The sequence below is a fragment of the Roseococcus sp. SYP-B2431 genome, assembly GCF_004336745.1.
Lineage (GTDB): Bacteria > Pseudomonadota > Alphaproteobacteria > Acetobacterales > Acetobacteraceae > Roseococcus.
Genome location: NZ_SJXD01000025.1, coordinates 593584 through 613328 on the forward strand (window position 1 = coordinate 593584; position 19745 = coordinate 613328).

13 protein-coding genes are annotated in these 19745 nt (G+C 68.8%); 3 read left to right on the plus strand and 10 right to left on the minus strand.

Features of this window, described 5'->3' with window-relative positions; all coding sequences use genetic code 11:
- Window positions 1-87: 87 nt before the first annotated feature.
- Genes EJV46_RS14110 through EJV46_RS14120 form a run of 3 tightly spaced genes read right to left on the minus strand, consistent with a single transcriptional unit; the run spans window position 88 to window position 3826 of the window.
- Window positions 88-2337, minus strand: coding sequence for a xanthine dehydrogenase family protein molybdopterin-binding subunit (locus EJV46_RS14110; RefSeq protein WP_131549269.1), 2250 nt, complete (start codon window positions 2335-2337; stop codon window positions 88-90).
- Window positions 2338-2348: 11 nt separating this feature from the next.
- Window positions 2349-3362, minus strand: coding sequence for a xanthine dehydrogenase family protein subunit M (locus tag EJV46_RS14115; RefSeq protein WP_131549270.1), 1014 nt, complete (start codon window positions 3360-3362; stop codon window positions 2349-2351).
- A complete protein-coding gene (locus EJV46_RS14120) occupies window positions 3359-3826 on the minus strand; it encodes a (2Fe-2S)-binding protein (RefSeq protein ID WP_131549379.1) in 468 nt (155 codons plus the stop codon). Before EJV46_RS14120 ends, EJV46_RS14115 begins: the two co-directional genes overlap by 4 nt.
- 327 nt (window positions 3827-4153) lie before the next feature.
- Here EJV46_RS14120 and EJV46_RS14125 point away from each other — a divergent pair, with 327 nt between their 5' ends.
- Window positions 4154-4663 (plus strand): ferritin-like domain-containing protein, encoded by a 510-nt coding sequence (locus EJV46_RS14125; protein ID WP_131549271.1) that lies wholly within the window; start codon window positions 4154-4156, stop codon window positions 4661-4663.
- A gap of 2 nt (window positions 4664-4665) precedes the next feature.
- On the opposite strand, the gene EJV46_RS14130 is transcribed toward EJV46_RS14125, so the two are convergent.
- From EJV46_RS14130 to EJV46_RS14145, 4 genes are all read right to left on the minus strand, one after another.
- Complete coding sequence (locus EJV46_RS14130) at window positions 4666-5763, minus strand: beta-glucosidase (RefSeq protein ID WP_131549272.1); 1098 nt, start codon at window positions 5761-5763, stop codon at window positions 4666-4668.
- 4 nt (window positions 5764-5767) lie between these two features.
- Window positions 5768-8041, minus strand: a complete 2274-nt coding sequence (glf, locus tag EJV46_RS23275; RefSeq protein WP_131549273.1) for a UDP-galactopyranose mutase — start codon at window positions 8039-8041, stop codon at window positions 5768-5770.
- A 74-nt stretch (window positions 8042-8115) separates the two neighbouring features.
- Complete coding sequence (locus EJV46_RS14140; protein ID WP_165585538.1) at window positions 8116-8610, minus strand: DUF4142 domain-containing protein; 495 nt, start codon at window positions 8608-8610, stop codon at window positions 8116-8118.
- Window positions 8611-8840: 230 nt separating this feature from the next.
- Window positions 8841-9428 (minus strand): hypothetical protein, encoded by a 588-nt coding sequence (locus EJV46_RS14145; RefSeq protein WP_131549275.1) that lies wholly within the window; start codon window positions 9426-9428, stop codon window positions 8841-8843.
- Window positions 9429-9809: 381 nt separating this feature from the next.
- On the opposite strand from EJV46_RS14145, the gene EJV46_RS14150 reads away from it, so the two are divergent.
- A complete protein-coding gene (locus tag EJV46_RS14150) occupies window positions 9810-10967 on the plus strand; it encodes a patatin-like phospholipase family protein (RefSeq protein ID WP_131549276.1) in 1158 nt (385 codons plus the stop codon).
- On the opposite strand, the gene EJV46_RS14155 is transcribed toward EJV46_RS14150, so the two are convergent.
- Both EJV46_RS14155 and EJV46_RS14160 read right to left on the minus strand, forming a co-directional pair.
- Window positions 10949-11845, minus strand: coding sequence for an MBL fold metallo-hydrolase (locus EJV46_RS14155; protein WP_131549277.1), 897 nt, complete (start codon window positions 11843-11845; stop codon window positions 10949-10951). The genes EJV46_RS14150 and EJV46_RS14155 overlap by 19 nt on opposite strands.
- 77 nt (window positions 11846-11922) lie before the next feature.
- Window positions 11923-12354 (minus strand): NUDIX hydrolase, encoded by a 432-nt coding sequence (locus EJV46_RS14160; protein WP_131549278.1) that lies wholly within the window; start codon window positions 12352-12354, stop codon window positions 11923-11925.
- A gap of 212 nt (window positions 12355-12566) precedes the next feature.
- Here EJV46_RS14160 and EJV46_RS14165 point away from each other — a divergent pair, with 212 nt between their 5' ends.
- Window positions 12567-13355, plus strand: a complete 789-nt coding sequence (locus tag EJV46_RS14165) for an OBAP family protein (protein ID WP_240782552.1) — start codon at window positions 12567-12569, stop codon at window positions 13353-13355.
- 633 nt (window positions 13356-13988) lie between these two features.
- On the opposite strand, the gene treZ is transcribed toward EJV46_RS14165, so the two are convergent.
- Window positions 13989-19529, minus strand: coding sequence for a malto-oligosyltrehalose trehalohydrolase (gene treZ, locus EJV46_RS14180; RefSeq protein ID WP_240782553.1), 5541 nt, complete (start codon window positions 19527-19529; stop codon window positions 13989-13991).
- Window positions 19530-19745: the final 216 nt, after the last annotated feature.

Consider the following 19745-nt stretch of genomic DNA (forward strand, 5'->3'; position numbering starts at 1 on the left):
GGCGGTGAGCGGAGGGCGGATCCCGGGTCGCGCTCGTCATGGCGTCAGCGCCCGCTGACGGCGAGCGGGAAGGACATCATGCGCGGCTCAATCGATCAGCTTGTCGATGGTGATGGGAAGGCTCCTGATTCGCTTGCCCGTTGCATGGAAGATCGCGTTCGCGATGGCCGCCGCCGTTCCGATGATACCGATCTCGCCGACGCCCTTCACGCCCAGCGGCGTGACTTCCGGGTCGGGCTCGTCCACGAAGATGACGTCGATCTGCTCCACATCGGCATGGGCCGGCACGTGGTACTCGGCAAGGTTGTGATTCATCCACCGGCCGAGCTTTCTGTCGGCAAGGGTCTCCTCGTGCAGGGCCATGCCCATGCCCATGACGACGCCGCCGAGGATCTGGCTGCGCGCGGTTTTGGGATTGATGATGCGGCCGGCGGCCACGGCGTTCACGATCCGGGTCACCCGCACCTGGCCCAGCTCCTCGTCCACGCGCACTTCGCAGAAGATGGCGCTGTGCGTGTTCCGCGACTTCAGCATCTGCGAGACCATGCCGGAGATGCCGCCGGAGGCCGTCTCCTCCTCCTCGATCACCGGCAGCTCCGCGGCCTGCATGGCCTGCACGATCCCGACGCTCCGGGTCGGGTCGGACTTCAGCAGCATGCGTCCGCCCTCGAAGACGACATCGTCGAGCGAGTGCGCGCCATTCAGCGGCCGGCCCTCGACCTTGTCCGCGGCGCGCAGCAGCTTCTTCGCGACCGATTGGCAGGCCAGCTGCACCGCCGCGCCCGACGACGCCGCGGCCCAGGACCCGCCCTCCACGGGGGCGGTCGGCAGCGAGCTGTCGCCGAGCCGCGCCGTGATCTGCTCGGGCGGCAGGCCCAGCGTGTCGGCCGCGACCAGCGTGAGCACGGTGTAGGTGCCGGTGCCGATGTCGGAGGTCGCGCAGGCCACCTCCAGATGGCCGTTGGCGCTCAGCTTCGCGCTCGCGCTCGTCTTCGAGAACATGGCGTCCCACATGCCGGTGGCGACGCCCCAGCCGACCAGCTCCCGGCCCTCCCTCATGGAGCGCGGCTCGGGCGAGCGCCGGTCCCAGCCGAAGCGCGCGGCGCCCTCGCGGTAGGCCTCCCGCAGCGCCTTGCTGGTGAAGGGCGTGCCGTTCATGGCATCGACCTCGGAGTAGTTGAGCAGCCGGAACTCCAGCGGATCGACGCCGGCCTTGTAGGCCATCTCGTCCATGGCGATCTCGAAGAGCGTCATGCCGGTCGCGGCGCCGGGCGCCCGCATGTCGGCCGAGGTATAGGTGTCGCGCGGCGCGATGGAGTAGGAGCCCGCGGCGTTCGGGCTCGCGTAGTTCATCATGCCCCAGATGACGATATCCTCCATGTTGTCCTCGAAGCGCGAGGTGGAGGTCGTCGCGTCGCAGATCACCGAGGTCAGACGGCCTTCCACGTCGGCGCCGAGGCGCACGCTCATGCGGCATTCCGGGCGGTGTACATGGGTGAACATCTGCTGGCGCGTCATCACGACGCGCACCGAGCGCTGCATGTGCTTCGCGGCGAGGGTCGCGAGCTGCACCTGCCATTGCGGCCGGAGCCCCGAGCCGAAGGCGCCGCCCACATAGGCGTTCACCACCCGCACGTCGGACTTCGAGAAGCCGAAGGCGGAGGCGAGGTAGGCCTGCACGCCCTGCGGCCCCTGCGTCTTGTCGTAGACCGTGATCTTGCCGTCGCCGTGCCAGTGAAGGGTGGTGGCGTGCATCTCCATGGGATTGTGATGCTCGGTGGCGAGGTGGTACTCGCCCTCCAGCTTGAGGGGCGCCTCGGCGAAGGCGGCCTCGGCATCGCCGCGGTTCTTCGGCGGATGGAAGGAGCTGCGCTTCTTCGAGGGCTCGAACTTCTCCGCGAGCGAGACCTGGAAGTCGATGTTGTGGGCCTCTTCCTCGTAGCGGATGTCCAGGAGGCTCGCGGCATGGCGCGCCGCCTCGAAGCTCTCCGCCAGCACGAGCGCGACCGGCTGGCCGGCGAAGAGAACCCTGTCGTCGCCCAACGCCCGGAAGGGCTCGCCGGGGATCTTCAGCTCGTCCTTCCAGCTGCGGTCGAGCCAGGCTTCGCGGGGGCGGTTCTCGTGCGTCAGCACCTCGACCACGCCGGGCACCTGGCGCGCGGCCCGATCGTCGATGGCGGCGATGCGGCCCCGGGCGATCGCGCTCGGCACCGCCACGCCGTGCAGCATGTCCGGCACCTCGTACTCGGCCGCGTACTTCGCCCGTCCGGTCACCTTCTCCAACCCGTCGACGCGGGACAAGGGGGTGCCGATTCCGACCTTCATCACTGTGTCCATGACGGCCCTTCCTAAGCGATGCGCTTGTCGGTCTGCGACTGCGGCGTGCCGGCGGCCGCCTGGGAGAGCGCCCGGACGATGGCCCTGCGCGCCAGCGGAATCTTGAAGTCGTTGTCGCCCTGGCCCATGGCGCCCTCGAGCAGACCCTGCGCCGCGGCCTCGAACAGCTCGCGCGACGGGGCCTGGCCCCGCATCGCCGCCTCGGCCTGGGGGCGCCGCCAGGGCTTGTGCGCGACGCCGCCGAGCGCGATGCGGAGATCGGCGACGCGGCCCTCCTCGACCCGCATCCCCACGGCCACCGAGACGAGCGCGAAGGCGTAGCTGAGGCGGTCGCGCAGCTTCAGGTAGGTGTGATGGGCGGCGAAGCCCTCCGGCGGAAGATCGATGGCGGTGACGAGCTCGCCGGGGGCCAGCGTGTTGTCCTTCCAGGGCTCGTTGCCCGGCAGGCGATGGTAGTCCTCGAAGGGAATGGTGCGCTCGCCCTGCGGTCCCGTCACGCGCACCACCGCTTCGAGCGCGGCGAGGGCCACGCACATGTCGGAGGGATGCGTCGCGATGCATTGGGGGCTGGCGCCGAGGATCGCATGGATCCGGTTCGCGCCGCCGATGGCGCCGCAGCCCTGGCCCGGCTCGCGCTTGTTGCAGGGAGTCTGCACGTCGTAGAAGTAGTAGCAGCGCGTGCGCTGGTTCAGGTTGCCGCCATTCGTCGCGGCATTGCGGAGCTGCGGGCTGGCGCCGGCGAGGATGGCCGAGCAGAGCAGCGGGTACCGACGCCGCACCCGTTCGTCATAGGCCGTGTCCGCATTCGTGACGAGGGCGCCGATCCTCAGCCCTCCGCCGTCGATCTCCACGATGTCGCGCAGCGCAAGGCGGTTGATGTCCACCACCTCGGCGGGCCGCGCGACGTTCTCCTTCATCAGGTCGACGAGGTTCGTGCCGCCCGCGAGGAAGGCCGCGCGGCCGGTCGCACCGAGGCGCACGGCCTCGGGAAGCGCGTCGGGGCGCGCATAGACGAAAGGGTTCATCGGGCGTCGCCCTTTTCCAGGACCTCGAGCACGGCATCTGCGATGTTGGTATAGGCGCCGCAGCGGCAGAGATTGCCGCTCATCTGCTCGCGCACCTCTTCGCGGCTCCGCGCATGCCCCTCGGCGATCAGGCCGGCCGCCGAACAGATCTGACCCGGCGTGCAATAGCCGCACTGGAAGGCGTCGTGTTCGATGAAGGCGGCCTGGAGCGGGTGGAGCCGCCCGGCCTGGCCCAGGCCTTCGACCGTGGTGACCTCCGAGCCGTCGAGCGAGACCGCCAGCTTCAGGCAGCTGTTGATCCGCCGGCCGTCGAGGAGGACGGTGCACGCCCCGCATTGCCCATGATCGCAGCCCTTCTTCGTGCCGGTGAGCCCGAGCTGCTCCCGCAGCAGATCGAGCAGCGTCGTCCAGGGCTCGATCAGGAGCTGGTGCGGCGTGCCGTTGATCGTGAGGCTGGCGCCCATGCTCGCCATGGGCGCGGCGCTGGCGTGGGCCGTCCCGGCTTTCGGGGAGGTGTGATGCGTCATGCTGCGACTCCTCTGGTGGCTCCCTGGTCGGCTCATGGGTGCCGCCGCCGCGACGCGGCCGGACGGTGTCGCCGGCTGCCGTCCGCGGGCGGCAGGCCGATGTCCCGTGTTGCAGCAAGAACCCGCACACGGGCGAAAAGTTTGAAAAAAGCAATTCTATCAAATGATAACGGGCGCGCATGAAGTCATGCCGGCGAAGAAATTTTGGAACCTCCGCCCGATCCATGGGTTTTACCAGACATCGCGCCGAGAGAAGGACATCCCATGACGGACAGCATTCAAGACATCTACATCACGGGCCTCGTGAACGCCCGGGCCGTCGAGACGCAGGCCATTCAGCTCCTCTCCCGCCAGGTCGAGAGGCTGGAGAACTATCCGGAGATGGAGGCCGTCCTGCGGCGGCACATCACGGAAAGCGAGGCCCAGCGCGACCGGCTGGACCACCTCCTCGAGGAGCTGGGCACGTCCAATTCCACCGTGAAGGACATGGTGACCGGCCTCATGGCGAACATGGCGGCGCTGGGCCACGCGGTCGCACCGGACGAGGTGATCAAGAACTCGCTCGCGAACTACGCCTTCGAGCACTACGAGATCGCCACCTACAACTCGCTCCTGACCCTGGCGGACCTGGCGGGACACGCCTCCGCGCCCGCGGCGCTGAAGCAGTCCCTGACGGAGGAGCAGCGCATGGCGCAGTGGTGCGCCGACCATCTGGACGCCACCACGCGCCGCTACGTCCAGCTCCGCGTCAGCGGCGAGAAGGCCGGCGTCTGACCCTAAAGCGGCGCGCCACCGCGCGCCGCAACCCCCTGTCCCAGGAGCCGCCGGATCGCAGCGGACTGGCCTGGGCGCAGGAAGCGGTCGCTGCCCTTGCGGCCGATAGGGCCGCACGGGCAGTGCCGCTCGTTGTCCCATCCTGAATAGTCCATCACCGGGTAGATGCAGGCGCCCTGCAGGGCGATTCCGTCCTCCGCGGCAGCGGCGAGTTCGTTGCCCACATAGGCGAGCCAGGCGTCGCCGCGCGGCTCCTCGGCGCCCGTCTCGGTGAGCGCCATGGGCAGCCGGAACCGCGCCTCCACATCGGACAGGAGATGCCGCAGCGTCCTGTACCGCGGATCGGCCGACGAAACCTGTTCAGCGCCCTCGAACCACTGGTTGTGGGGGTAGTGGTTGAGGCCGACGATGTCGACCGCCGTCGGATCCTCCCGCAGGATCATCTCGACTGCCTCGAAGGACCCTTCCATGAGGTTGCGCGCGCGCTGCGCCGCCTCCGGCGTCCCGTCGCGCGGCAGCACCCATATGAGCGGCTCCGCCAGCATGATCGGCTCGTGAAAGCCTGCATCGCGCAAGGCGCGCGTGACGGCCAGGTGGGCGCGGACGAGCTGGCGCTTGAGCGCGCTGCCCTGGTCCTGGAGATAGGGCTCGAAATGTCCCTTCTCGCCGCCGGCCCAGGCCCAGAAGGAGATCTCGTTCACCGGAACCCAGCCGGCGACGGGCACCCCTTCGGCATGCAGCCAACGGGCTGCCGCGACGGCGAAGCGGGCCAGCCTCCCGGGCCAATCCGCAGCCATGATGTCCATGCCCTGCGGCACGCCCCAGTGGCAGATGTCCCAGATCACCTCGGCGCCGGCGGCACGGGCGCCCGCCAGCTGCCCGTGGGCCGAGCTCCAGTCGTAGCGGCCCGGCGCCTGCTCGATCAGGTGCCAGCGCAGCGCCTCCCGCACGGTGCCTATGCCGATCGAGCGCAGCAGTGCGTAGTCGGCGGTCGCACACGCATCATGCGCGCTGGTGGCGATGGAATCGATCCGGTGACCGTCGCGCCTCCGATGGGAGGCTCCTTCGAAGCCTCCCCAGACGAAGCTGCGGAAATGCACCTCGTCAGTCCGCGGCCACTGCGACGGGACGATCGATCATGCGCCGGGCCGTCGCCAAGGCCTGTCCAACGACCTGATCCATGTTGAGGTACCGGTAGGTGCCCAGACGGCCGAGGAAGGTCACGCCCCGCTCCGCATCCGCCGCCGCCTCGTAACGCTTGAAGAGCGCCTGGTTCGCCGGGTTCGGGATCGGGTAGTAGGGGTCGCCCTCCGCCGAGGAGGTCTCGCGGCAGACGCTCGTATGGCGATGCGTCTGGCCGGTGAGATGCTTGAATTCGGTGCAGCGCGTGAAGGGCGTGTCCAGACCGGGAAAGTTGATCGTGGCCACCGGCTGCTTGAATTCCACGGGCAGTGTCTCGTGCTCGAAGCGCAGCGAGCGGTAGGGAAGCGGGCCGAAGCGGTGGCCGAAATACTCGTCCACCGGTCCCGTGAAAGTCATGTGGCCGAAGCGCCCCGCCGGCACCTCCTTGTAGGAGGTGCTGGTCATCACCGTGATGTTGTCGCGGTCGAGCATGTTCTCGAACAGGCGCGTATAGCCGTTGAGCGGCATGCACTGGTGCCGGTCCTGGAAGTACCGGTCGTCGTCGCAGGTGCGGGTCGGCACCCGCGCGGTGACGGAGCGATCCAGCTCCGACGGATCCACGCCCCACTGCTTGAGCGTGTAGCCGCGGAAGAACATCTCGTAGAGCAGCGGGCCGACCGATGAGATCACGAAGTCGCCGGCCGAGCGGATGTCCTCCATCGGGCGCGCCAGCGTTTCCAGGAAGCCGCGTGCCTCCTCCTCGGTCCTCAGCGCCAGGCCGAAGACGCGATTGAGCGTGGTCCGGTTGATCGGCATCGGCACGAGGCCAGCCTCGACCTGCGCCAGGACGCGATGCTCATAGGGCCGCCATGGGGTGAATCGCGACAGATAGGCCAGGACCTCGTCGCTGTTGGTGTGGAAGATATGCGGGCCGTAGCGATGGATGAGCAGCCCGGCCGCATCGTATTCGTCATAGGCATTGCCGGCGATGTGCGGGCGCTTGTCCACCACCAGCACCTTCGAGCCGGAGGAGGCCAGCCGCTCTGCCATCACGGCGCCGGCGAAGCCCGCGCCGACGACCAGGTGGTCGGCAAGAGGGGCGGGCCGCGCATGAAGGGTTGGGAGGGCCAGCACTTGGCCGTGCTCCTCGGCCTCCAGCAGGGTGGACATCCGCGCCGCGATCGCATCCCAGGAACTGTCCGCGAGAAGGTCGTCCACGGCCGCGAAATCGGAGCTGTCGCCGCGCGCCATGGCCAGCTCGGCGGCCGCGACGAAGCCCTCGGCATCCTCGGCGATCGCGACGGCCTCGATCCCCTCGAAGCGCCGCACCACGTCGGAGACGGGCGTCGAGATCACGCGGCATCCGCCGGCCAGGTATTCCGGCGCCTTGGTCGGGCTGATGAAGCGGGTTGCTTCGTTGAGGGCGAAGGGCATCAGCGCGGCGTCCCAATGCGCGAGATAGCGCGGAAGCTCCGCATAGGGCTTGCCGCCGAGCCAGTGGATGTTCGGCGCCTGCGGCAGCTCCTCCGGCGCCAGTTTCGCGACGGGGCCGAGCATCGCAAAATGCCAGCCGGGGCGAAGCTCCGCCATGCGCGCCAGCAGCCCCATGTCCAGCCGCTCGTCGATCACGCCGAAATAGCCGAGCAGGGGACGCGGAAGATGCGCCTGGTCCTCCGGCTCGGCGAGCCCGCTCCTTGCGGCCATGAAATGGTCGAGATCCACGCCGCTCGGGAAGCAATGGATATTGGAATGCTGGCCGCGGCGCGCCTCGAAGAGACCCAGGCCGCCGGTGAAGACGACATCCGCATCGGCCATGAGCCGCTGCTCGCGCGCCTTCATGTCGCTCGCCGCGAAGCGGAAGGCCGCGAGCTCGTCCATGCAGTCATAGGCGATGGCCCGCCAGGGCACGTGGTCCGAGAAGGCGCGGGCCAGCGGCGTGTAGTACCAGGCGGATGCCGTCCCCAGGCGCGCGACCAGCCCGTCGACCATCCGGCGCAGGGCATCGAGGTCCCCGGGGTCGCGCAGCAAGGGGGTCAGCACCTGCACGCCCGTGGCGGGGCAGGTCTCCGCCTGAAGCCGCTCCTCCCCGCTCCAGATCGGCTCTTCGAAGAAGAAGACCTCGCGCCGGGCCGCCAGGCGGGACAGCAGATGCTGCGGCCGCTGGAACACGGAATTCCAGCGAAGATGGGAAAAGCACACCAGCGGCGGCCGGCGGCCCATGCCCACGCCCGCGCCATTCGTTCCGTCCATTGCCATGCGGATCTTCCGTTCCTGTAATGTCGTCGTGAGAGGCGGCAGCCGCGGCGCCGGAGCGCCGCAGCCGCAGCGGTTCAGCCCCGGCCGCCCTGCATGCCCTGCAGCATGCTGATGTGCTGCTGGATGCCGGCGACCGCGATGGTCGAGATGATCCGGTCGTCGCGCGCGCCGGAGCTGACGCTGCGCTGATGGAGCGAGAGCAGCTCGCGATGGCCCGTGAGCTGACCTTGCAGGTACATCCGGTCGAAATCGGCGCCATTGAGCGTCTCCAGCTGGCGCAGCTGCCGCGTGTGCTCGGCCTCCATCTGCACCTGGCCCACCGGCAACGCGGCGAGCTCCATCGCCTGCATGATCGAGGTCTGCTCCGCGACCTCGAAGCCGGCGAAGGTCTTGACCGTCGCGGCGGCGGCGTGGTTCGGGGCGAGCCGGCTCGTCATGAGCGAGAAGGTGCTGGCGGAGACGATCCGCCGCCGCAGCTCGAGGTCGCCGCCTTGCGCGGCGGCGGGCAGGATCAGCGGAGCCAGCATGGCGGTGCCGGCAAGGCCGGCGAAGACGTTGCGACGGATCATGGGGCTTCCTTTCGCGGGTTGAGGTGACGAGAAGGCGGTCTTCCGGGGCTTGCCGCGGTCTGCCGCTCCTCCTCGGTCGGTGCAGGAGACGCCCGCGGCGACAGCCAGGGCGCAGGGAGCAGGCGCCGGCAGCCGGAGGCGGAGTCCAGCCGGCCGGCAGGTGCTCCCGATGTCTTCGGGCAGAGGGGCGGTGGATGAAACGTGGCGGCCGGCGAGCGTCGAGGACATGATCAGAACGCGCGCCGACCGCTCGGGCTGGGTTCCTGGAGGGTCTGCACCCCGGTCGCCGCCGCGGCGGCCGTGTTGGGCAGGGGTGGCAACGCCGCCAGGATGGCCAGGGTCGCGGGACCGCCGCGCTGGAACGGAGCCCGGGACAGGGCCGCCAAGGCGACGTCGTCACGTCCTGTGTCGAGAGCGCCGGCGGCGGTGTAGAGGCCGTCGATCACGGGCTGCGCCGGCGCGGTGGGCGGGATCCCGAGGACGCTCCGCCACTCCTGACGCGCGATATCCAGCTGCGGCCCGAGAGTGGGTGGCGAGAAGCGCAGCGTCGGGCTGCCCGGCAGCTCCACGGCGAGGAATTCCATCTGAGCGATGGCGCGCGCCGCGGCGGGGGGCGGCAGGCGGCCCGGAGACCTGAAGGCGGAGGCGGTGGACAGGACCGAGGAGCGGAGCGGGTCAGCGGCGCCAACCACCGCATTCGGAGGCAGGCTCGCGGAGGCGTAGGGGAGGGAAGGGGCGCAGGCCGAACAGGTCACGACGGCCAGCGCCAGGGCTCGGCCATAGCGGCTCCATCGACGGCTTTCCTTGCGTGTCGTCACTGCCGTCTCCCATGCATCGATGCCAGGAAGAACGGCCTCACCGTCACTTCGGTTTCAATAGCGAGCTGGTCAAATCTATTCATGACAAATGTTAAGATTGTATCTGTGCAAATGTTAATGCGCCATTTTATGTATTTCTCCGAGTGTTTACAGAAGATGATCCGAATTAAATGTTTCGTCAATGAATAATCAGCGTTTGTCGAATTCAGGCGAGGGGTGCGGAAGGCTGGCGCCCGTCAGCCAAGACTGTCCTGGGAACTGAACTACCTATTGGTGTGCTCTGAGGCGGGCGGGTGGCCGACCGGCGTTCGAGGAGCTTGTGGATTGGCCGGCGGCCGTCTCGACCGGGCAACCGGCGCCGCCCAGGCGGATTGAGGAGCTATGTCCACATCCGCTTCCCGCACTGAGCTTCCGAATCCGCTCCGCGCCCTCGTGTTGTCGGGAGGTCTCGCCCTGGGAGCTTTCGAAGCGGGGGCCTGCGCGGCCTATGAAGAGGCTGGGGAGCGTGGCCCGGACTGGATCTCGGGCAGTTCCGTCGGCGCCATCAATGCGGCGATCTTCGCCGGCGCCCCGCCCGGCCGAGGCGCGGAGCGACTCCGGAGCTTCTGGCAGGGCCTGGCGACGGATCCCGCGCCCTTCGCCACCTATATGCTCGGGCCGCCGCCGGCCGTGGGCGCGTGGCGCAGGGCCTACAATCTCGCGGGCGCGATGCAATCGATGCTCATGGGCCATCCTGGCCTGTTCCGGCCGAGAGCGGCATCGCCCTTCGGGATCGGCCAGGCGCCGGCGGTCTTCGATCTGGAGCCGCTGGAACGCCGCCTTGCCGCGGCCGTGGACTTCGAGAGGCTGAATGGGGGGCCATGCCGCGTGAGCATCACGGCGACGGATGTCGTGTCGGGCGAGCGCGTCGTCTTCGACACCGCGGAAGGGGCCCGCATCACGCCGCGCCACCTGGTCGCCTCAGGCGCGCTGATGCCAGTCTTCGCGCCGGTGGAGGTGGAGGGGCGGCTGCTCGGGGACGGGGGCCTCTCGGTCAATGCGCCGCTCGACCTCGTGCTGGATGCGCCGCGCGCCGGCGCGCTGGACTGTGTGGTGGTCGAGCTCTTCGCTCCTGCGGGCAGCCGGCCGCGCTCCCTCGGCGCCTCGATGAGCCGCGCCGCCGACCTCGTCTTCGGCAACCAGACGCGGCGCCTGCTCGAAAGCCGCGGCAAGGAGCAGCGGCTCCGGCGTGCGATCGCGAGGCTTGCGGAGCGGCTGCCCGAGGCGGAGCGCGAGGACGCGGAACTGGCGGCGCTGCTCGCCCAGGCGGAGGGCGGCGGGCCCGCGACGGTGGTGTGCCTGGGTTACCGCGCCGGGCTGGACGAGGCCGGCCTGGGCGCGCCCTTCGACTTCACGCCGGCGACGATCAAGGACCGCTGGGAGGCCGGTGCCGACGGCATGCGCCTCGCGCTGGGCAAGCTGCGCAGCGACCCCGCGGGCGAGGCGCCGGACGAGGCCTTCCGCATCCACACGGTGGATGTTCAGCCCGGCGGCCGATAGGCCGTCCCGTCCTCGGCGCGCGCCGGCCGGTCCAGATAGGTTCCGGCCTCCGGCCGCGCGAGCCGGTCGAAGTCCTTGGCAAGACGGTGCAGCGCGGCCCGCATCCCGGCCCCCCGCATGGCCCTTCCATGACCCGCCACCACCAGTTCCGGCTCAAGGGCGGCGAGGCGGCGCACGGATTCGCGCGAAGCCTCCCAATCCACCGTGAAATAGGCCGGTGGGCCGTGCATCTCGGGCGATTGGGTCATTGCGGCATAGGCGGATTCCTGCCGCGTGGTGATGAAGGCGTCGCCGGAAATCATCGCGCGGTCGGCCTCGCGCCAGAACGAGACATGGCCGACGCTGTGGCCCGGCGTGAAGACCCATCGCCACGCCGGTAGCACGGGCATGCCGCCATTCGCGCCGAGCGCGCGCAGCCGCGTGCCGAGGCGGACGGGGTCGCGGGGGAAGAGCGGCGAGAGCGTGCTCATGAGCCCGCCGCCCACGCCGGGATCGGGCGGCGGATAGGCTGCGGTGCCGTCCAGGTAGGGATGCTCCAGGGCATGTGCGAAAACCGGCACGTCCCATTCCTCCGCGAGGTCCACCAGCACGCCGACGTGATCGAAATGCCCATGGGTGAGCAGGATCGCCGCGGGCCGCGCGCCGGCGCCGAAGCGCGCCTCGGCGGCACGGGTGATCATCCCCTTGGTTCCGGGCAGCCCCGCATCGACCAGCACCCAGCCGCGGTCTCCGGCGCCGGCCGGGCCGAGGAAGGCCACGTTGACGATCGCGAGCCGCAGATAGGCGATGTCCGGCGCGACCTCATGCACCCCGTCGCCGCGCTCGTGATCGGCGGCGGCATCGAAGGCGGTGGCATCCTCGGGCAACGGAACAGGCATGAGGGCTCTCCTGTCAGTGGGGGCGGCTCGGATCGTGCTCACGGCGGAAGCACGGGCCTCGCGGGAACGAGGATTCGCTAGGAGGCGGCCACGGTGAGCCGGAGCAAGGCCGCGAGATCAGGCTCGTCCACCAGGGATGCCGCGGCGGGGAGCCGGAACCATTGCCGCTGGCGCTGCATGTGCTCCGGCCAATGCGGCAGCTCCCGCTCAACGGTCATGCGGAATACGGTAACGTTGCAGCGCCGTTGCCTGCCGTCAGCCAGCATCTTCTGGTAGCCGTAGGATCCGATGGCCGAGGCGCTCATCCGGCCGATCAGGCCGGCCTCCTCGAAGGCCTCCTTGGCGGCAAGCTCGCGGCCGGTCAGGCCATCCTCGGCCCACCCCTTCGGCAGCACCCAGCGATGCGTTCGGCGGCTGGTGATCAGCAGCACTTCCATTCCTTCACCCGCATCCCGCAAGGGTATGGCAGCGAATTGCTGGGCGACATCGGCCTTGGCAGGAGAGGGCATGCGACGTGCTTAGCACGCGTCATGGGCGTCCCACGCCATCAAAGGTTGTGATCCGCCCCACCGCCGATGAGCTAGCTTCGCGTCAGCAAAAGGCGGGACCGAAGCGAAGTGGTCATTATGAGGAACTCGAGCGCCGGTCCTGCGATTGCGGCCTGCTCTTCGACCCGGCCATGCGGGGCGCCGGTGGTCATCCACTTGGAAAGGTTTTCGCCATGAACCGACTTTGCTCCACGCCAGGCCGGCGTGGCTTCGGCTCTGCTTTGCTGGCCGGGGCCGCGGCGGCCTGCGCCTGCGGCCGTCAGGCCCAGGCGCAGCCGGCGCATGGCAGCGGACCGCCGGCAGCCGGCGAACCGCCCTCGCTCCAGAGCCGGGCGCTGGCCGCCGGCGCGGCGCTGCTGCAGACCAAGGCGCCGCTGAACGCGATGGACCTCTACCTCAACGGCTTCCATTTCTACGCCGACGACATGGGCCGGCCGGTCGAATCCCACCACTACTGCACCCATCTGACCGAAGACCTGCACCAGTGCACGATCTTCGACGGCAATACGCAGCAGTCCAGGCTCATCGGGATCGAGTACATCATCTCGGAGCGGCTCTTCGTGCAGCTCCCGGAGGACGAGAAGCGGCTCTGGCACAGCCATCACTACGAGACCACCTCGGGACAGCTCGTGATGCCAGGGATTCCGGAGGCGGTGGAGACCGTCGCCATGCGGCAGCTCGCCAATACCTACGGCAAGACGTGGCACACCTGGCAGGTGGACCGCGGCGATGCGCTGCCCCTCGGCATTCCGCAACTCATGATGGGATACACGCGCGACGGCCAGCTCGATCCACAGATCGTCGCGGCGCGAGACCGCGGTCTGGGCGTCTCCATGGCGGAGAAGCGGCGGGCCCGCTCGGAGATCACCGTTCCGACGCCAGCGGCCGGCGCGAATGCCTGGGAGAGCGGTCAGACGCCCCAGCTTGCCGTGAATGCGGTGGAGGTCCGGAACAGGCGTTAGCTCGGCGCGGCGAAGCTCGCGCGAGAAATTTGTGAACCATCCGCCGGCCCATGGGTTCTTCCATCGAGATCCAAAGGAGCATGTCCATGTCATCCAAAGCGCATCCGCCCCCGGTTCCTCCCGCCAACCGCACGCCACAGGAACGTGACAAGCACGGGATGGGAGGAGCCGATCCGCGGGCCAACCAAGGCAAGGCGCGTGAGCCGACTCACGATCGCGACAGCGGGACGGACGGGGTCGCCCCCAATACCCATCATCAAGGCTATCAGCAGGATCGTTGATCATGACCCAGCGCAACAAGGATCACACGAGCAAGCATGCGGGCGGGCCCGGCAGCAGTCACCAGGGAGGGAGCCACGGGGAGACCACCCGGACGCCGCCACCCGCCAAGGCTGGCGCCCCAACGAATAGCAACAGCAGCCGGGTGTCCGGCGGCGGCGGCGAGCGGGACAAGCATCACACCCACGATCGAGCCACCAAGAGCTGACCGGGTCGCCATCAGATCGCCATCGCGCCGGCGCGCGTGAGGGCGCCGAGCGTCGGGGGGCAGCTCGGCTGAGCTGTCCGTCCAGGCAGGACAATGAAGCGCTTCCGCTTGGAGGCCGAGGGTCCGTCGTTCTGGGCCGTTGAAGATCAAACCTTGCCGCCTCGCTCCTGACTGAGCCTTTCGGCGATGTCGACCCAGCGCGGGGAGGCCGCGAGCTGGTCGAGGCTGATCGACAGGCGGCGGCGCCAGTTCGGGTGCTCCTGGTCGGTCGCAGGCACATTGACGGGGTGGGCCTCGTCCGTGAGATCGTCGATCTGCACCATGGCGAGCATGGCCGGCGTCCTGGCCAGGAAGGCATGTACGGCCCTGGCGAGGCACGACGGGTCCGGCTCGCCGTCGTCGGCCGGCAGCGTGCCGGCCTCGCGCAGGGCGAGCAGCAGTTGCGAGCGGTCTCGTTGCCGATTCACGCGCTGTGCTTCGGACGCGGCTGCGTCGTGAAACAGGCCCAGCTCCTCCCGCAGTCGGATATCGCGGCCTTCCCACCAGCCGCGCAGCGTCGGCAGGTCGTGGCTCCCGACGACGGCAAGGGCCGGGGCCGGATAGTCCTCGGGAGGCAGGAAAGCGCCGCTTTCGCCATCCTGTTCAAAGAACAGGACACGGTATGACAGGATATTTGCGGCCGCCATGCGCTCGCGGAACCCTTCCGGTACGGTTCCCAGATCCTCGCCGACCACGAGGCACCGGTGGCGGTGGCTTTCCAAAGCCAGGATGCCGATCATTTCTTCCATGGGGTACTGCAGATAGGCCCCGTCATCCGGCTTCTTGCCTTGGGGAATGAGATAAAGGTGCTGCAGGGCCATCACATGGTCGATCCGCAGCCCCCCGGCATGGCGCATGTTGGCGCGGAGGAGCTCGATGAAGCTGCGATAGGCTTCCGCGCGCAGGGCATGCGGATTGAAGGGGGGCAGGCCCCAATCCTGCCCCGCGGTGTTGAAGATGTCCGGCGGCGCGCCGACCTGCGCGCCTGAGACCACCGCGATGGAATTGCTCCAGGTCTCCGCTCCGGCTCGATCGGCGCCCACCGCGAGATCGCGATAGAGGCCGACGGACATACCCAGCTCGACCGCGGTCGTGGCGGCGGTGGCCAGTTGGGTGTCGGCGATCCATTGCATCCAGGCCAGGAAGTCGACCCGGTCGCGATGGCGCTGCGCGAAATCCCGCACCTCGGGCGAGCCAGGGTCGCGGAAGCCTTCTGGCCAGTTGTGCCAGTCGGCAAGGCTGGGATCCTGCTGGGCGAAATGCTCACGCAGCGCGAGGAAGAGACAATGGCGCTCCAGCACCTCACCCTGCTCGCGGCAGAAGGCTCGGAAATCCATCCATCTGGCCGAGGGGGCTGCGTCCCGGCAGGCGGCGAAGAGCGTCTCCAATGCGGAGAGCTTCAGCGCGGTGACCTCGCCATAGGCCACCAGGGGGCTGGAGCAACAGGCCTCGAGCCGCGCTTTGAAGTTCATGCTCGCGATGAGGGCCTGAGCTTCCGCGCAGTCCTGCAGTTCCGGGATGGCCTGGACGTCGATGTAGAGGATGTTCAGCAGCAGGCGGCTGGCCGGGGAGTAGGGGCTCGCATGCTCCGGGTCGTCGTGGAACATGGCGTGCAGCGGGTTCAGGCCGATGAGCGCCGCGCCCTGCTCGGCCGCAAGTTCGACGAGCCTGCGAAGGTCGCTGAAGTCCCCGATGCCCCAGTTGCCGGCCGAACGCAGGAGATAGAGCTGGGCCGCGACGCCCCAGAGGCGCTCGCCCCTCTCCGACGCCGCGGGCAGCCAGCACCGGCCCGGCGTGACGATCAGCAGGGTGCTCGCGCCTCCCGGCTCGAGATTCAGGCGATGATAGCCCCAGGGAAGGCCATCGGGCAGCGACAGCTTGCGCCGCTGCAGGTCAAGTCCTTCCACCCGAGCGCTCTCGAGCAGGTCGAGAGAGGCGAAATCTGTCCGCCCCTGTCGCTCCGCGCCATCTTCCAGGGTGAGGCGCCACTGAACGATCGTCGCTGTTGCGGGCAGGACCAGGGCCGCGCCGGACTCCTCGGGCCCGAGCACGACAACGGCCGGGAGGGTCTGCAGCCAAGCATCCAGGTCCAGGCGGTCCAGCTCTGCCCGGGCCGCCGCGTCGTCGGTGACGTCGAGCCCCATGGCGGTCAGCAGCCCAGTTTTGGCCTCGGCGGTCGGGCGGACCATCTCCCCATGGGCGTTACGGAATTCGGGCTCGATGCCCATGCGCAGGGCGAGCCTGTCGAGGCTCGACTCCTCTCCCGCCGTTTTGCCGGCCCCGGCCGTCTCGATAGTCCAGCGAACCGACCAAGGGCCGAGCACCTCACCGGAAGCCTGCGCCCCTTCCTCCCAGATCACCCGGCTGACGACCGCGGGGAAGCCGGCCACGGTCTGGCCGGAGAGGTTGGCGGCCAGCACCAGCGTCTCCCCGCCGGCTACCGCCCAACGCACCACCACCGCACCGTCAGCCACCGCCCTATGCGTGCCGCCGGCCCGGATGCGGGACAGGCGCGGTACGATCTCGGCACGGCGTGCCGCGATGGCGCGCCGATACCAGCCGAGCCAATCCGCATGGGCTCCGAACTCGCGATCCTCCCAAACCAGTTTCGCCGAGGTGAAGGTGGCCTCGGCCATGGGATCGGGGATGCGCTCGCGCATCTCGGGGTCCTGGAATTCAGGGAAGCGGGCGAACTCCTCACGCCGGCCGTTCCGCACCGCATCGGCGAGCTCGGGGCCGAAATCGCAGAAGAAGGGGAAGGGCTGCGCGGCAGCCCATTCCTCCCCCATGAAGATCATGGGAATCTGCGGCAGCAGCAGATAGACGGCTGCCACGGCGCGGACCGCTTCCGGCGGCGCGAAGTTCGTCAGGCGGTCGCCGAAGGCGCGATTGCCGACCTGGTCGTGGTTCTGGATGAAGGCGACGAAGGCCGTTGGCGGCAGGCCGACGCTGGGCTCGCCCCGGGCATGACCGCGATAGGGCATGACCTCGCCCTGAAAGGCGAAGCCTTCCGCCAGCGCGCGGGCGAGCTTCCCGGTGTCACCAAGGTAGTCGGCGTAATAGCCCTTGCCCTCTCCGCTCGCCGCGGCGTGCAGCACGTGATGAACATCGTCGTTCCATTGCGCCGTGTATTCCGGGGCATCGCCGGCGCCGGACCGGGTCAGCCGGCTGGCCTGGTTTTCCTCATTTTCCAAGAGCAGGTGAATCTCACGGTCCGGTGCCGCGGCGCGGACGCGCTCAGCGAGCTCCGTCAGCAGATGTTTCGGGCTGTCGTCGAGAATCGCGTGCACCGCGTCCAGCCGAAGGCCATCGAGGTGGTATTCCTGCGTCCAGTAGAGCGCGTTCTGGATGAAGTATTCGCGCACCGGGCCCGAACCTGCTCCGTCGGTGTTGATGGCGGCACCCCAGGGCGTCTTGTGACGATCGGTGAAGGTCTGCGGCGCGACGGCGTGGATATAGGCACCTTCCGGCCCGAAATGGTTATAGACCACGTCCAGCAGGACCATCAGGCCGCGCGCATGGGCGGCGTCGACCAGCGCCTTCAGATCCTCAGGGCGGCCGTAGCTGGCATCGGGTGCGTAGGGCAGGACGCCGTCGTAGCCCCAGTTTCGCCGGCCCGGGAAATCGGCGATTGGCATGATCTCGATCGCGGTGACGCCGAGCTCGACGAGATGATCCAGCTTCCCGATCGCCGCACGGAAGCTGCCCTCCGGCGTGAAGGCGCCGATGTGCAGCTCATAGATGACGGCCTCTTCCCAGGGACGGCCCTTCCAGCCGGCATCTCGCCAGGCATAGGAAGCGGGGTCGATGACCTCGCTAGGCCCGTGCACATCCTCCGGCTGGTAACGGGACGCCGGATCGGGGGCCTTCAGCCCATCCGGCAGCACGAAGCGATAGTGCGAGCCGGCGCGCGCCCGATCGGTGACGAGGGCGTGCCAACCGTCGCCGAGCGCCTCCATGGGCCGCGGAGGTGTGCCTTCGATCTCGATCTGCACGGCCGCATGCGACGGTGCCCAGAGCCGGAAGCGCACCTGGCCGTCCGGCTGCAACTCCGCGCCGAAGGGCATGGCATGCGCCCGCCGCGCCGGTCCGTTATTTTGCAGCAGCGCCAGCACGCCTCGCAGCGGAATGGCGAGCCAGTCGGGGCGGTTGGCAAGTTCATAGGCGACCTCGTAGAGCGCCTTTTCCAGCATGAAGAACCGCAGCAGCCGCTCGGCCTCGGAGCGCTCTCGCGGAAGGCTGGGGATATCGGTGGCGGCTGCCCAATAGGCCTGGGTGAAAGCTTGCGAGGCCAAGGCTTCCCAGTCCTTGATTCGGGGGGCGGCATCCGGCAGGGCGCGGGCCGCAGTGGCTGCGGCATAGGAGATCGAGCGCAGCAGGCCAGCGACGTCGCGCAGCACCGCCTGCTTGGCGCGGCGCTCCGCCAGCGGCCGCAGCGGCTCGCCCTCGAAGTCCACGATGACCGCATCGCCCGCCGTGACGAGAACCTGCCCGAGGTGATAGTCGCCGTGATGCCGCGTGCGGACGAAGCCGCGCGCCTCGCGGATGCCGTCATGCAGCGCGGCCCCGATCGCGGCCCGCTGCCCCAGCACCTCTGCCGCGAGGCTTCGCGCTTCGCCGCGCAGGCGGGGCAAGGCGCCCTCAAGGCCCGTCAGGGCGCGGCCGATCATTGCCTCCGCGGCGGTCGCCCAGGCGGCGATGTCCGCAGGCCCCACGGCTTCAGGGCCGAAGGCCTCGTCCGCGGTGGGCGTGCCGAAAGCCCGATGCATCTCCGCCGTGCGCGCACCGAGGCGATGAAGCCAGGTGGTCGCCTCCGCCTGCGCAGCGTCGTCGCCGGCCAGGCGGTCCAGGATCCAGGACCAGCCATCGCCTTCGTTGGGCACAAAGCGCTGCAGGAGGGCCAAGGTGCTGCCATCCAGCTCCAGCCAGCCGAGCATGGCCGGCGTGGCAGAAAAGCCGGCTACGTCGGTCAGGAAGCGCCCGACCTCCAGTTCCGGATGGATGCCGTCCTCCAGCTTCCGGATCACCTTGAGAATGAGGTCCTCGCCCAGCCTGATCGACGTGTTCGACTGCTCGGCACTGCCTCGACGGATGTTCCAGCGTCCTTGCATGTCAAGTGTCTGAAGTTGGGCTGTGATGCCACAGCTGAGCGGGTCCGGTGCTGCCCCGCTCAACAGCATTTCGGCGAAGCCCCGGACGAAACGGTCGTCAGCGAAAGCTTCGACCAGCTGCATGCCGCCGCCATCTCTCGCCCGGCCAAGATCCAGTATGACATCGCCGTCCGGCGCGAGACCGGTTGGGAGCAGGGCCAGCGGGACGAAGAGCCGCATCTGCGGCTGTCCCGGGGGTGTTACCCGCCAGACGGCGATTGCGGCGGCGACATCCTCTGTCGTGAGGGGATGCAGGCGATCCAGGGCGACATCCGGGGGGCCGGCATCCTTGGCGGGGTACCAGCGCTTCGACAGCAGGAATCCCGCCATGGCCGCCTGAGCCCCGTCGAGGACAGCGCGTGACCAAATTTGTTGGAGGGGATCGCCAGGTAAAAGGCCATCTCGGGCGTTATCGGACACGGCAGACTCTGCAATTCGGATGTGGAGCAGAGCAAACTGCCGTGGAAGGCGAGGGTTGCTGTAATAGAGATAGGTCATTTCGGATGTATCGCAAATGTTAGTACGAGAAATTACCTTCTGAACCAGGGAGGCATGCTCCTCCAATCTGCTTCATGCAAATATCGCTTTCGGCCACCGATATGAGCCTTGCCGGCCGGCCAGGGGCCAAGCAGACCACTTGGCTAAGTCGCTTGCCCGGGCGGGGACGATGCCGGGGTCCCGGCCGTCGCTCGCGAACGAAGGCAGGCTCCCTCC